The sequence below is a fragment of the Kitasatospora azatica KCTC 9699 genome (assembly GCF_000744785.1).
GTDB lineage: Bacteria > Actinomycetota > Actinomycetes > Streptomycetales > Streptomycetaceae > Kitasatospora > Kitasatospora azatica.
In genome coordinates, this window is the sequence record NZ_JQMO01000003.1 from 195,330 (window position 1) to 209,770 (window position 14,441).

Genomic DNA, 14,441 nt, shown 5'->3' on the forward strand with positions numbered 1-14,441 from the left:
CTCGCCGCTCGCCGCTCGCACGGGATAGCGGTGCACCGACGGCTGGTGCCGAGGAGCCCCGCGTTCGGCCCGGTGGCTGATCAGTAGACGTCGCGGACGTAGCGTTTCTCGCCGGCCAACTGCCGGACGTACAGGGCGGCTTCCTCCTCGTCCATGCCGCCGTGTGCGACGGCGATCTCCCGCAGGGCCCGGTCGACGTCCTTGGCCATTCGGCCGGCGTCGCCGCAGACGTAGAAGTGGGCGCCGTCCTGCAGCCACCGCCACAGGCGCGGGCCGTGCTCGCGCATCCGGTCCTGGACGTAGATCTTGTTGCGCTGGTCGCGCGAGAAGGCGACGTCGAGGCGGTCCAGGTGACCGGAGGTGCGGAATGCTTCCAGTTCCTGGCGGTAGTAGAAGTCGGTGGCTTCGCGCTGCTCGCCGAAGAACAGCCAGTTGGGTCCGGTGTGGCCGCGGGCTTGGCGGTCCTCCAGGAAGCCGATGAACGGTGCGACGCCGGTACCCGGCCCCACCATGATCATCGGGGTGGCAGAGTCGACGGGCGGGCGGAAGTGGCGCGAGCGTTGGACGAACACCTGCACCGGGCCGTCGTCGGCGCAGTCCGCCAGGTAGCTGGAGCAGACGCCCTTGCGCTCCCGGCCGTGGTCGTTGGTGTAGCGGACGACGGACACGGTGAGGCGGACCTCGTCGGGGTGCGCCAGCGGGCTGGAGGATATGGAGTAGAGGCGGGGCTGGAGTCGTTTCAGGACGGCTGCCCACTCGGCAGCGGAGGCTCGGACGGGGAAGGCACCGAGGACGTCCGCGGCCTGCCGGCCCCAACTCCACTTCGCCAATTCGCCCTTGTTGTCAGGGCGCAGGAGCCGTTGGAGATTGCGGTCGCTGGTGCGCGCGGCGACGAACCTGAGGAGATCCGGGGTCATTCCGGCGAGGTCGAAGCGGGTCCGCAGGGCTTCTCCGAGGGGTATGGCACCGGTGTCGGGGACGACGACGCGCTCATCGGGGTCGAGGCCGGTGAGGGCGAGCCATTCGGCGACGAGTTCGGAGCCGTTGGTCGGCCAGACGCCGAGGGCGTCTCCGGCCTCGTAGGCGAGTTCGCCGTCGCGGGTGTCGAAGGCGAACTGCCGTACCTCCTTCTGTGATCCGGGCAGGCTGAGCAGCCGGTTTCCGATCAGCAGGGTCGCGAACGGGGAGGCCTTGGAGTAGGTGGCGAGTGCGGACGGCGGGGCTTCGGCAGGGGCAGCGGAAGCCTCTGCTGCGGGTGCGGGGGCGGCCACTGGTCCCGCGGTGCTTGCCGTGGCCGTCATGACGGGCGCCCGCTGCTGGTCGGCCGCGGTGGCAAGGGCGGTGGTGACCTGGTCGAGCCACTGCCAGGCGGCTTCGTGGTAGTCGGGTTCGCAATCGGTGCGCGGGTGCAGGCGCGTGGCGCCGAGCTCCGCGAGGCGCTCGTCCAAACGGCGGCCGTATCCGCAGAAGTCGTCGTAGTTGGAGTCGCCGAACGCCAGGACGGAGTACCGCAGGCCGTCCAGCCGGACTGTGTCGCCGGAGGTGAGGCGCTGCCAGAACTCGGCGCCGTTGTCGGGGGCGTCGCCGTCGCCGAAGGTACTGGTGACGATCAGCAGGTCGGTGGTGGCGGTGAGCTGTCCGAGGGTGGTGTCCGCCATGGCGAGCACGGTCGGGGTACGGCCGGCCTCGATCAGGCGCCTGCCGGCCATGGCGGCGAACTCCTCCGCGTTGCCGGTCTGCGAGGCCCACAGCACGAGCAGCTCCCGGGTCGGCGCGACTTCGGGGGCCGAGCCGGCGGCGGGGCTCGGGGCGGCGCGGGCGGCAAGCGCCGTGGCTGGGGTGGCGGAGGCCGCGGATCGGGAGAACATGCCGGCCAGCAGGCCGTCCACCCACAGCGCCGTCGCAGGGTCGAACGGCGCGTTCGCGGGCAGCACCGGGACGCCGCCGGGCGGCGCCAGGGCCACACCGGAGAGGAATCCGGACAGGTAGCGGCGCTCCTGTTCGCCCAGCGCCGGGCCGGTGAGGTCGATCAGGCCGAACAGTGCGGCGAGCACGGAGACAGCGGAGCCGACGGTGGCGAACGCGGGGACAGCGGGGACAACGGGGCCGACGGTGTTGGGCCCGGGGACAGCGGGGACAGCGGGGCCGACGGCAGCAGGCACGGGGGCGGCATCCTTGGCTTCCCGGGCGGCCACCGCGCGCAACGCCACGGCACAGACCTTGAACTCGGGCTGGAACGAGATCGGATCGATGGCATCGCTGGTGACGGCGTTGATGCTGAGGTACTCCCCGAACAGGTCGTTCCAGTGGAACGGCGCGAAGCAGTTCCCGGGGCGTACCCGGTCGGTGACGACGGCCGGCAGGACGGCGCGCCCGCGGCGCGAGGCGACCTCGATCTGGTCGCCGTCCTTGGCGCCCATGGCGGCGGCGTCGTCCGGGTGCAGTTCGACGAGCGGCCCGGGGTTGAGCTTGTTGAGTTTGGCGACCTTCCCGGTCTTGGTGAGGGTGTGCCACTGGTGCTGGAGACGGCCGGTGTTCAGGACGAACGGGTAGTCGTCGTCGGGGAGTTCGGCTGGAGGCAGGTGCGGGCGGCCGAAGAACTGGGCGCGGCCGGTGGCCGTGGGGAACGCCAGCCGGGGCGCGGTCCCGTCCTCGCGCTCCAGCAGGGTCTGGCTGACCCCGTCGTTGAGGTAGCGGATCGGGTTCCGGTCGCTGCCGTGCATGGACGGGGCCGGCCACTGAACCGGGGTCTCGCGCAGCCGCTGGTAGCTGACGCCGCGCAGGTCCCAGCCGGTCTTCGGGTTCCAGGCCCGCTTGAGCTCCTCGAAGACGTCCTCGGCGCTCGCGTAGGTGAAGGCGTCGGCGAAGCCCATCTCGCAGGCCACGCGGGCGATCAGCTGCCAGTCGGGCAGGGCCTGCCCGGGCGGGTCGACCACTCCTTGGACGAGGCTGAGGCTCCGCTCCGAATTGATCATGACGCCGTCGGACTCGGCCCACAGCGTGGCGGGCAGCACGACATCGGCGTAGGCGTTGGTCTCGGTCTCCGTGAACACGTCCTGGGCGATGACCAGTTCGGCGGCCTCCAGACCCGCGATGACGGACCTGCGGTTGGCGACGGAGGCGACTGGGTTGGTGCAGATGATCCAGCACGCCTTGATGTCGCCGGCGGCCATCCGCTCGAACATCTCCACCGTGCCGCGCCCGACCTCGGTCCGCAGCGTGCCCGCCTCGATGCCCCAGAGCTCCTCGATGAAGGCGCGCTCCGCGTCCACGAGGACCGACCGCTGCCCTGGCAGGCCCGGTCCCATGTAGCCCATCTCACGCCCGCCCATCGCGTTCGGCTGGCCGGTGAGCGAGAACGGGCCGCTGCCCGGGCGGCAGATCGCGCCGGTGGCGAGGTGCAGGTTGACCAGGGCGTTGGTGTTCCAGGTGCCGTGCGTGGACTGGTTGAGGCCCATCGTCCAACAGCTCATCCACTCACCCGCCTCGCCGATCCACTGCGCGGCCTGCCGGATGTCCGCCTCCGGGATGCCGGTGATCTCGGCGACCTTCGCCGGCCGGTAGTCCGCCAGGAAGGCGGGCATCTCCTCCCAGCCGTCGGTGTACTGCGCGATGAACGTTTCGTCCGTGTGTCCGTTCTCCACCAGCAGGTGCAGCAGCCCGTTCAGCAGGGCCAGGTCCGTCCCCGGCTTGATCTGCAGGAACAGGTCGGCCTTGTCCGCGGTGGCGTTGCGTCGCGGGTCGACGACGATGAGCTTCGCCCCGGCCGACTTGATCCGGTCCATCATTCGTAGGAACAGGATCGGATGGCAGTCGGCCATGTTCGAGCCGATCACGAAGAACGCGTCCGCGCTGTCGAAGTCCTGGTAGGAACCGGGCGGGCCGTCCGCGCCCAGCGACAGCTTGTAGCCGGAGCCGGCACTGGCCATGCACAGGCGGGAGTTGGACTCGATCTGGTTCGTCCGCACGAAGCCCTTGGCCAGCTTGTTCGCCAGGTACTGCGCCTCCAGGGACATCTGCCCGGAGACGTAGAAGGAGAGCGCGTCGGGGCCGTGCTCATCGAGGATCGCACGCAGGCGCCTGGCGACCGCCGTGACCGCCGCGCCCACGTCCACCTCGGCGGGCGCGGTGCCGCGCTCGGTACGGATCAGAGCCGTGGTGGCCCGCCCGGTGGCGGCCATCATGTCTGCGCTGGTCGAGCCCTTGGTGCAGAGTCGCCCGAAGTTCGTCGGGTGGTTCTTGTCCCCTGAAGCCTTCTTGACGGTGCGTCTGCCCGTGGCGGCGTCCAGGCTGACGTCGAGCACGATGCCGCAGCCGACGCCGCAGTACGAGCAGACCGTCCGCACGCTGTCCGCCTTCGAGCCAGGCGTCGTCACCGAGAGCCCCTCCCCGGGAATCGCAGTCCCTGCCCCGCGCACGGGGGCGTGGCGTGGCAGGCAGTGGGAGATTCCCACGATCATCACACTAGAAAGATCACGTTACCGGGTCGTGACGGCACGAGGGTGCGGGGAGTTAACCGGACTGCACAGGTCGCTCTCCGCGCGTGTGAGCGGCACGCCACAAACCTGCCGTAGCGGGGCGGACCGCCCAACCCCGTCGGACCCGCGGCGGTGAAACGCGTCACGGTTCCAGCCTGTGCCGCCGGCGGGGTTCGGGCGTGTAGGTTCCTGCGTCCGAGGGCAGCACTTCCAGCACCCCGACCGCAGATGCCCTGACCGCAGATGCCCTGACCGCAGATTCCCCGTCAACAGCTCCTCCTGACTGGAGAGACACGAGAGATGTCCGCATACGACTCCATGCGCCACCCTCCTCAGCGCATCGGCGTGGTCGCCGAGTCGGCCGCTGGGGAGACCCGCGTCGCGGCGACCCCGGCGACGGTTCGTGGGCTGCTCGCGCTCGGCTACCAGGTCGTCGTCGAGTCCGGGGCCGGTTCGGCCTCCGGGTTCACCGACGAGGCCTATGCCGAGGCCGGCGCGACCATCGGCAACGCCTGGACCGCCGATGTCGTCCTGAAGGTCAACGCCCCGTCGACCGGCGAGATCGCCCTGCTGGGCGACGGCGCGACCCTGGTCGGCCTGCTCGCCCCGGCCCAGCGCCCCGACCTGCTGGAGGCGCTCTCCGCGCGTCCGGTCACCGCGCTCGCGCTGGACGCGGTGCCGCGGATCTCGCGGGCGCAGTCGATGGACGTGCTCAGCTCGATGGCCAACATCGCCGGGTACCGGGCCGTGATCGAGGCGGCGCACGTGTTCGGGCGCTTCTTCACCGGCCAAGTGACGGCTGCGGGCAAGGTCCCGCCGGCGAAGGTCCTGGTGGCGGGCGCCGGGGTGGCCGGGCTCGCCGCCATCGGCGCCGCCGCCAGCCTGGGCGCGATCGTCCGGGCGACCGACCCGCGGCCGGAAGTGGCCGACCAGGTGAAGTCCTTGGGCGGCGAGTACCTGCCCGTGGACGTGGTCCAGGAGGCCAGCACCGACGGGTACGCCAAGGCGACCTCCACCGACTACGACCGCGCCGCCGCCGAGCTCTACCACGAGCAGGCCGAGGACGTGGACATCATCATCACCACGGCGCTGATCCCCGGCCGGCCCGCCCCGCGCCTGGTCACCGCCGAGGACGTGGCGGCGATGAAGCCCGGCAGCGTCATCGTCGACATGGCCGCCGCCCAGGGCGGCAACGTCGCGGGCACGGTGCCGGGCCGCACGGTGGTCACCGACAACGGGGTCACCATCATCGGCTACACCGACCTCGCGTCCCGACTGCCCGCCCAGGCCTCGCAGCTGTTCGGCACCAACCTGGTCAACCTGCTGAAACTGCTGACACCGGGGCAGGACGGGCAGTTGGTCATCGACTTCGAGGACGTGGTCCAGCGGGCCGTGACCGTGGTCCGGGCGGGCGAGACCACCTGGCCACCGCCGCCCGTCGCCGTCTCGGCCGCTCCCGCCGCACAGCCCGTGCCCGTGCCCGCCGTCGTGGAGCCGAAGCGGTCCGGGCTCACCCCGGCGGCCCGCTTCGGTGTGATCGGCCTCGGCATGCTGGCGATGTTCGCCCTGGTCGCCTTTGCGCCGGCCCAACTCGCCGAGAACTTCACGGTCTTCGCGCTCGCGGTGGTCATCGGCTACTACGTCATCGGCAAGGTCCACCACGCCCTGCACACCCCGCTGATGTCGGTGACCAACGCGATCTCCGGGATCGTGGTGATCGGCGCCCTGCTGCAGATCGGGCACGAGAGCGTGGTCGTCACCGTGCTGTCCTGCGTGGCGATCCTGCTGACCAGCGTGAACATCTTCGGCGGCTTCGCCGTCACCCGCCGCATGCTGAGCATGTTCTCGAAAGGCTGAGCCCCGATGACTTCCACCACGGCCGCCCACGCCGCGGACCTGGTCGCCGCGCTGCTCTTCATCCTCAGCCTGGCCGGGCTGTCCCAGCACCGCACCTCCCGCGCCGGTGTCGTCTACGGCATCGCCGGCATGGCCCTCGCCCTGGTCGCCACCGTCGTGGTGGCGGCCCAGAGCATCACCGCCGGCGCGGTCGCACTGATCGTCCTCGCGATGGCACTGGGCGGCGTGATCGGGCTCTGGCGGGCCCGGCGGGTCGAGATGACCCAGATGCCCGAACTCATCGCCGTCCTGCACAGCTTCGTCGGCCTCGCCGCGGTGCTGGTCGGCTGGAACAGCTACCTGGAGGTCGAGTCGCACGGCTCGGCCGGGTCGCCGATCGCCGCGGACCTGCTGGGCATCCACCATGCCGAGGTGTTCATCGGCATCTTCATCGGCGCGGTGACCTTCACCGGCTCCATCGTCGCCTTCCTCAAGCTGTCCGCCCGGATCAACTCCCGACCGCTGGTGCTGCCGGGCAAGAACGCGCTCAACCTCGGCGCACTCGGCGCCTTCCTGGCGCTGACGGTCTGGTTCACCGTCAGCCCGAACCTCGGCCTGATGGTCGCGGTCACCGTGCTCGCCCTCGCGCTGGGCTGGCACCTGGTCGCCTCGATCGGCGGCGGGGACATGCCCGTCGTCGTCTCCATGCTCAACAGCTACTCCGGCTGGGCCGCGGCCGCCGCCGGGTTCCTGCTCGACAACAACCTGCTCATCGTCACCGGGGCACTGGTCGGCTCCTCCGGCGCCTACCTGTCCTACATCATGTGCAAGGCGATGAACCGGTCCTTCCTCTCCGTCATCGCCGGCGGCTTCGGCATCGAAGCCCCGTCCGGCGGCGGCGAGGAGCAGGGCGAGCACCAGGAGATCCGCGCGCAGGAGGCGGCGCAACTGCTCGCCCAGGCCCGGTCGGTGGTCATCACCCCCGGCTACGGCATGGCGGTGGCCCAGGCGCAGCACCCGGTCGCGGAGCTGACCCGCCGGCTGCGGGAGCGCGGCGTCGAGGTCCGCTTCGGCGTCCACCCCGTCGCCGGCCGGCTGCCCGGACACATGAACGTGCTGCTGGCCGAGGCGAAGGTGCCGTACGACATCGTGCTGGAGATGGACGAGATCAACGACGACTTCGCGGACACCTCCGTGGTCCTGGTCATCGGTGCCAACGACACCGTCAACCCGGCCGCCACCGAGGACCCGTCCAGCCCGCTCGCCGGCATGCCGGTGCTGCGGGTGTGGGAGTCGGAGCGGGTCATCGTCTTCAAGCGGTCGATGGCCTCCGGCTACGCCGGGGTCCAGAACCCGCTGTTCTTCCGCGAGAACAGCAGCATGCTGTTCGGCGACGCCAAGCAGAGCGTCGAGGAGATCCTCCAGGCACTGGGACAGGCGCCCGGCACCGAGGGCCGGCCGCCGGTCGCCGGCAGCAGTCGCCAAGCGGCGGCGGCGGGCCAGCCGGCGGTGTAGGGGTTCCTGCTGTGCGGGCACCGCTGTGCACGCATGAGGGTTACTGCTGTGCGTGCACCGCTGTGCGTACATGAGGGTTACTGCTGTGCCTGCGAGCTCTCCGTCAGCAAGGGGCTCTCGTAGGCCAGCATGACCGCCAGCACCAGCACACCCGTCAGCACGATGAGCAGGCCGAAGGCGGCCCAGCCGGACAGCGCGACGGCCAGGGCGGCCAGTACTCCGTTGAGGACCGCACAGACGAGCAGCAGGATCCGCACTGCCGGCCGCACCGCCTCGCGACCGGCCGAGAGCACCACCAGCACGGCGCAGACCAGCAGGAACACGGCCAGAACTCCCTGACCGATCCAGGAGCCCATGGCCATCCTGGAACTGGAGAGCCCACCGACCGACATGTGCTGCCGGCTGGCCGCGACACCCAGGATCAGCCCGACGAGTCCGACCACCACCGACTCGACCAGCAGCACCACCGCCGCCGCCGTGAGCACCACTTTGCGCATGCCCTCCGCCTCCCACCTCCGCGAACGGCGGGACCGCTACCCGGCCACGCCGCGAGCCAGATGTTACTGACGAGTTGTCTCACTCCTCAAGAGGTTGACCGCACCACTTTCCTCCAGGTGCCCGGTCGGCGGCGGTCATGGGGTCGATCAGGTGGCGGTTGGCCTGGCTCCAGGCGAGGCGGGCCCGGAGTTCGTCCAGGTGCCCTTCGGCGACCCAGGTGGCCTGGGGCTCGTGGCCCTGTTCGGCCAGGCGCCGGACGGCATCAATGCCGTGCTCCTGGACGGTGAGCACGGCATCGACCAGGCCCGCCGTGTCGGTGAGGCCGTAGGCGGTGGCGAACACCTCGAGGCGGTGACGCCGGTCGGGCGGCTGCGGGTTTCATAGCCGACGGCTTCCAGATGGCGGAGCAGGCCGTGAACCGCCGGGGTCCACGGACCGGCCGGCCGGTGCACCGTGTCGCCGATACGCTCGACCCGACCGAGATCTCGTGTGGTCATCTGGGAACCGTGGCGAGGAATCTGCCGTGGCACAACTGGTTATCGTGCCGGTGCACTGGCCGCAGCCGACCGCAACCAGATCGCCACAGCCGTAAACACCGCCTCAATCAGTTCGGTCAGCGCCGGGCCCCCGCCCCGGACCGCCTCGGCTGCTCAGCCCAGCGCCTCCATCAGGGCGGTGACATAGGCGTCCAGCCGCTCCGCCACGACCCGCGTCGTCAGCTCCGCCCTCCCGGTCTCCCGCCATGCCCGCGCCACCAGCTCCACCTCTTCGGAGAACGCCAGCGGGCTCCGCACCCGCCAGTACAGCCGCTCGCTCGCCGCTGCGGCCAGCACCCCGCCGGCCTCCTCGTACGCCTCGGCGAACCGCTGACCCCACTCGGGACCGTGCAGCAACGCCAGATTGGTGGAGCAGTGCGCCACATCGAGATCCGCCGGGCCCCAGGAGGTAGCCGCCCAGTCGACGACGCCGGTCAGCCGCGCACCGGCCGACCTTGCGGGCAGCACGTCGAACAGCACGTTCCCGGGTTGGAAGTCCCGGTGCAGGAATCGCCCTTCATAGGGCGGCGCGGGCCTGCGGATCACGTCGATCGCCGCGGCCCATGCCACCGCGTCGGCACCCCCTGGAACCACCACGGTGTCGGCGGTCGTCAACGCCACATACTCCCGGGGCCGCTCGACGGGTCGCAACGCGTGGATCGCGACCAGTTGACGGGCCAGCAGCGGGACGCGCGTCTCCAGTCCCTCGTCGTCGAAGACCGTCCCGCCCGCCAGATGTGTCATGAGGAGCGACGGATACTCGCACTGCGCGGCGGTCGGATCAACCGCGACCAGTCCAGGAGCCGGCACCTCGGACCCCGCCAGCAGTGTCAGGGCGCCGACCTCCCTGATCAGCGAGTCCTCGGCGCGCTCCAGGTAGTACGGGTCGACGTAGGTCCGCAGCACCAGGTCACGGGTGCCTCCGTCCCGGGTGCCGACGGTCAGCCTCCGCATCTCGGCGGTGCTGCCGCCGTGCAGCGCCTCAATTCTGACGATCCGTTCGCCGACCTCCAGTTGTCGGCTCACCCAAGCCCGTGTCAACGGTCGGACGGCGTCCGCCTCATGATGGTTGGTCACCGCGCCAGCTCATCATCCGGACGGCAGCACGCGCAAAAGCTTTTGGCGGAATGACCAGCGCCCTTTCTGTCCGACAAGCGCCGGGGCCCGATCGAGCCCGTGATCGATGAGCGGACACGTCGTTCTGCCAGCCCGCCGAGAAAACCCGTTGCGAGCGACCCGCACCGGATGTCTGATGGATCGGCTACCGATCATGGGACGGAACATGAGCATGTCGCTGCCCACCCCCTCGTTGCACACCGCTCGTCTTCGACTGCGTGCCTTCGAGGACGCTGATGCGAACGACCTCTTCGCACTGCACAGCAGCGCCTACGTGCTGCGCTACTGGGACTCGCCGCCGTGGAGCGAGCCCGCGCGCGCCGAGAAGTTCATCAGGGATTGCCGGCAGATGGCGCAGGAGGGCACCGGGGCGCGGCTCGCCGTGGATCGTGTCTCCGACGGGGCGTTCATCGGCTGGTGCAGCCTGAACAGGTGGAATCCGGACTACCGCAGCGCGGCGATCGGCTACTGCTTCGGCGATGCGGCGTGGGGTCACGGCTACGCGACCGAGGCCTCGCGCGCTCTGCTGCGGTGGGCATTCGACACGCTGGACCTGAATCGCGTCCAGGCTGAGGCCGATACGCGCAACGTGGCGTCTGCCCGCGTGCTGGAGAAGCTCGGCTTCGTGCGGGAAGGGACGTTGCGGGAAGACTGCGTCGTCAACGGCGATGTCTCTGACTCGTGGGTGTACGGGCTGATCAGGCGGGAGTGGCAGCCGTCGTCCGAGTCGGTTCCCACCCGCTGAGTTCCGTCGCCGTCAGCGTGGCCTCGATCCGCCAGTGGCTCAGGCCGTAATCAGGCCGACAAAAGCAGTGGCCGTCCGCCCGGCTTCGCTGACACGATCTGGGCGTGACCACGTTGTTCCTGATGGTCGGCCTGCCAGGGGCCGGAAAGACCACGAGGGCTCGGCAACTCGCCGATGAGCACGGCGCGCTGCGCCTGACGCCCGATGACTGGATGATTCCCCTGTTCGGCGAGGCGGAGTCGGACGGGAAGCGCGACGTGCTGGAGGGGCGCATGCTCTGGCTCGCCTTGGAGGCGGTCAAGCTGGGCACCAATGTCGTGGTGGACTACGGCTGTTGGTCCCGGGACGAACGGTCCGCGATCCGCTGGCTGGTGGAGGCCGAGGACGCGTCCTTCCGCATGGTTTACCTGCCGGTGGACGATGAGACGCAACGCGCCCGGATCGCCCATCGCTGGGCGACCACCCCCGAGGAGACGTTCCCGATGACTGAGGCCGACATCCTGGACGGGCGGGCGCACTTCGAGGAGCCCGACGCGGCGGAGCTGGGAGGCGGCGCGGCCGCCGGCCCGCCCTCCGGCTGGGCGGGCTGGCGGGAGTGGGCCGCCAGCCGGTGGCCGTCGTTCGCGTGACTGTTTCAGGTGGAGATCCGCTGACCGGACCCTGGCCTTGCGGAGTCCGAAGTCACGTGCGCAATACAGGAGTTCGCCACCTCGGACGGTCTTGAAGCGGCGGACCGTCTTGCGGTCCGGGCCGGCTACCCATCCCAAGGGTTACCGTGCGGCAGACAGCCGAAGGCCTGGAGGCGTGAGTCGACGTCTTTCAGACCGGCAACGCCCGTGCCGAACTCTTCCCAACCCAGGGCTTCCGTCTCCTTGGCCTGTGCCGGAGCCATGGTCGGGCCGAGGCGGAGGAGCGAGACGCTCATGACGCTGTCCAGGCCGGAGCCAAGGTGCTGCAAGGCGGTCGACCAAGCGGTCTGGGTCTCCTGGTCGGGTATCGGGCTGTACTGCCCGGCGCCGCGAAGATCCTTGTACGTCTGATTCAGGTCGATGACATTGCTGCCTTTGGCACGAAAGGCAGCACGTGTCACAGCCCCACGATCGAAACGCTCATCGGACCATCCTGCCGGAGCCGAGCGGTCCACCGCTCCCCCGTTTCCTCGCCGGCCGACCCGCCTGACCGCTCGAAAACCCGAATGCGTCGGCTCGCGTGGTTCTGGGATCATGCCCGGATGACCCACCATCTTGCGCCCCTGGTCATCCGTCACACGCACCGCCTCCCCGCCCCTTCCGGACCAGCCGGGCAAGGCGCCGTCGCAGCGCGGCGGTTCGACGCCGCGCTGATGTCCGCGGGCTTCAAGCTCTCGGCCGGCCTGCTGGAGCACCTGGCGGGGCTGTCCGAGGAAACGGTCGTCGACACCGCCGCGCGCACCCTGGACACCGTCCGCCAGATGGTCGGTGACCACGTCCAGCACAACGTCTACTTCGTCGACTTCCCGGCCAACGTGCCCGACACCTTCGAATTCTGGATGCGGTGCATCGGCGAGGCGCTCGCCGACGACGGCTCGCGCGAGAACACGCTCGCCCAGCTGCGCACCGGTGTGGTCGACCTGCTGACGCTCCCGTCGTACGGCAACTACCAGCACACGTACGCCGAGATGCTGGCCGCTCACGACGAGCTGATCGCGGCCGCGGGCGACCGTATGACGGTCCTGCAGCTGGGCGGTCCCCTGGAGGACGAGGTCACCGCGCTGTATCTGGCCCTGGCGGGCAGCACCACTCCGCTGGGCGAGGAGGGGCTGCGCGACCTCGGCACACTCGCCGAGCACTGCGTGGACGGTCCCCAGCCCGAGGCGATACCGGTGCGGGAGAACCGCGCCGTCGTCAACCTCACCCGCCTCCAGGCCGGCGCGGACCTCCTGCTGGACACCGTCACTGACGTGCTCCGCCTGGCCTGCGCGCTCTCGGACGGCGATGTGTCCCTGGTGGAACCGACCCGGTTCCGGTCGCCGGCCCGGCCGGTCCGCCGCGCCCTGCTCGCCGGCCTCGACGCGGTGGTCGCGGCGGCCCCCGCCAAGCTCGCCGATGTCAACGCGCACCGCGAGGCGTTCAAGCGCCTCGGCGAGCGGCTCCACCCGCACGAGTACCCGCGCTGGCCGCACGCCGCCCAGGTGTTCGCCGTCGCCCGGGGCGAGCAGGAGGCCCGGTCCTTCGACAGTCACCTCGAGGAACTGCTCGGCATGAACGACGTCGCCGGCGCCGCGCGGCTGCTGACGGGAGCCCCGGGCAAGCTGTTCCGCTCGCTGGACCGCCTGCTGCGCTCCTGCCTCACCGAGGACGAGCGCGATGCCGTGGTGGCCGCCGCCGAGCAGGTCGCCCCCCAGGTCTCCGGTCGGGTGCTGCTCTCGGTCCGCGAGCACCTCCACAACCGCGCGCAGGAGACCGGCGAGCGCCGCGTCTTCGTCAACCAGCGCGCCCGCGCCTGGGTCACCACGGACACCCGTTCCGTCGTGCTGCCGCCCGAGCGCGAGCGCCTGATCGCCGCCGTGGACGCCGAGATGCGCCGCCGCCTCCCGGACCCCGGGCACCTGCTGATCGACCCGGGCGTCCTCGACGTCGCGCTCCCGCTCAGCGGCAAGGCGACGACCGGCGGCTTCGGCGTGCTCCCCCGGGGCTCGCTCTCCCCGGTCGACGGCGAGCTGTTGCGGTTCTTCGTCTACTGGAAGCAGTCCAGCCACATCACCGACTTCGACCTGTCGGCGCTGATGCTGGACGCCGACTACAAGACCGTCAGCTGGCTTTCGTACACCACCCTCAAGGAGCTGGAGGGCGAGCACTCCGGCGACATCACCAACGCGCCCAACGGCGCCTCGGAGTTCATCAACCTGCGCCTGAACGCCGTGCGCGGCGCCTTCATCGTCCCGCAGGTCAACGTCTTCTCCGGGGAGGGCTTCGAGGAGGTCGAGGAGTCCTTCTTCGGCTTCATGCTGCGCGAGGCCGAGCAGCAGGGCCGCCCGTTCGAGCCGCGCACCGTGCGGATGAAGTCGGAGCTGCGCGGGCCGGGCAGGGTCGCGCTGCCGCTGGTGTTCCTGCGCGGGAACGACGGCCGCTGGCACGCCAAGTGGCTGCACCTGTACCTCCAGGGGCACCCGCACGCCAACCGGGTCGAGGGGAACCAGGTGTCGGTCGCCACACTGGTGCGCGGCATCGTCGAGCGCGAGTACCTGACGGTGCGCTACCTCACCGAGCTGCTCGCCGACCGGGCCACGGCCACCACGCTGTGGGACGGCACGACGGTCCCGAACGGCCCCGTCACCTACATCGGCCTGGAACGCCCGGTCGGACTGCACCCGGAGTCGCTGGTCGTCACCCCGGAAAATCTGCGTGCCCTGATCCCCGGCTGACTGCTAGCGTTGGCCCCGGCGAGGCCATGGACGGACTTCCTTCTCACTCCTCACTGAATTAGTCCGTCCGCTTTCCTCGCCCTCGACGTCACGCCGGGGTGCCCAAGGGCACCCCGGCGTTGTCGTTCCCCGATCCCCGTACTTGCGCCGCCGTGCGCGCCTTCCGGACACCCCGCGACACCCCCGCGGTCGGTCCCGGGTCACCAAACTGAGCCCAAACTGGCCTGAAGCCTTCGATCAACAGGCCATTCTCCGAACGGATGGCAAAAATGAAGGGCACCGGGCAAGTTTGGGTGTAGAATCAGAAGTGCGAG

Annotated in this window: 10 protein-coding genes; 5 read left to right on the top strand and 5 right to left on the bottom strand. The window is 70.3% G+C overall.

Annotated elements, in window-relative coordinates; genetic code table 11:
• Positions 1 to 80 precede the first annotated feature (80 nt).
• Positions 81 to 4,376, bottom strand: coding sequence for a bifunctional nitrate reductase/sulfite reductase flavoprotein subunit alpha (locus BR98_RS12050; protein ID WP_035844283.1), 4,296 nt, complete (start codon positions 4,374 to 4,376; stop codon positions 81 to 83).
• 402 nt (positions 4,377 to 4,778) lie between these two features.
• Between BR98_RS12050 and BR98_RS12055 the strand changes: the two genes are divergently transcribed.
• Positions 4,779 to 6,335 (top strand): Re/Si-specific NAD(P)(+) transhydrogenase subunit alpha, encoded by a 1,557-nt coding sequence (locus BR98_RS12055; RefSeq protein ID WP_035844285.1) that lies wholly within the window; start codon positions 4,779 to 4,781, stop codon positions 6,333 to 6,335.
• 6 nt (positions 6,336 to 6,341) lie between these two features.
• Entirely contained in the window at positions 6,342 to 7,829 is a 1,488-nt protein-coding gene (pntB, locus tag BR98_RS12060; protein ID WP_035844287.1) for a Re/Si-specific NAD(P)(+) transhydrogenase subunit beta, read from the top strand.
• 77 nt (positions 7,830 to 7,906) lie between these two features.
• On the opposite strand, the gene BR98_RS12065 is transcribed toward pntB, so the two are convergent.
• The 3 genes from BR98_RS12065 to BR98_RS12075 all read right to left on the bottom strand — a co-directional run bounded on the left by BR98_RS12065 (position 7,907) and on the right by BR98_RS12075 (position 9,889).
• Entirely contained in the window at positions 7,907 to 8,326 is a 420-nt protein-coding gene (locus BR98_RS12065; RefSeq protein WP_035844289.1) for a hypothetical protein, read from the bottom strand.
• Between the two features lie 79 nt (positions 8,327 to 8,405).
• The gene (locus tag BR98_RS39240) at positions 8,406 to 8,669 is read right to left on the bottom strand and encodes a hypothetical protein (RefSeq protein WP_051969687.1); all 264 of its coding nucleotides are present in this window, start codon (positions 8,667 to 8,669) and stop codon (positions 8,406 to 8,408) included.
• A 308-nt stretch (positions 8,670 to 8,977) separates the two neighbouring features.
• Positions 8,978 to 9,889 carry a phosphotransferase family protein gene (locus BR98_RS12075; RefSeq protein ID WP_198042206.1) on the bottom strand — a complete coding sequence of 304 codons (912 nt, stop codon included), beginning with the start codon at positions 9,887 to 9,889 and terminating at the stop codon, positions 8,978 to 8,980.
• Between the two features lie 262 nt (positions 9,890 to 10,151).
• On the opposite strand from BR98_RS12075, the gene BR98_RS12080 reads away from it, so the two are divergent.
• Together BR98_RS12080 and BR98_RS12085 are read left to right on the top strand one after the other, a co-directional pair.
• A complete protein-coding gene (locus tag BR98_RS12080; RefSeq protein WP_035851790.1) occupies positions 10,152 to 10,724 on the top strand; it encodes a GNAT family N-acetyltransferase in 573 nt (190 codons plus the stop codon).
• 104 nt (positions 10,725 to 10,828) lie between these two features.
• The gene (locus BR98_RS12085; RefSeq protein WP_035844293.1) at positions 10,829 to 11,353 is read left to right on the top strand and encodes an AAA family ATPase; all 525 of its coding nucleotides are present in this window, start codon (positions 10,829 to 10,831) and stop codon (positions 11,351 to 11,353) included.
• Between the two features lie 125 nt (positions 11,354 to 11,478).
• On the opposite strand, the gene BR98_RS12090 is transcribed toward BR98_RS12085, so the two are convergent.
• A complete protein-coding gene (locus BR98_RS12090; RefSeq protein ID WP_198042406.1) occupies positions 11,479 to 11,991 on the bottom strand; it encodes a hypothetical protein in 513 nt (170 codons plus the stop codon).
• Between BR98_RS12090 and BR98_RS12095 the strand changes: the two genes are divergently transcribed.
• Entirely contained in the window at positions 11,956 to 14,127 is a 2,172-nt protein-coding gene (locus BR98_RS12095) for a TerD family protein (RefSeq protein WP_035844297.1), read from the top strand. The two genes, BR98_RS12090 and BR98_RS12095, sit on opposite strands and share 36 nt — an antisense overlap.
• Positions 14,128 to 14,441: the final 314 nt, after the last annotated feature.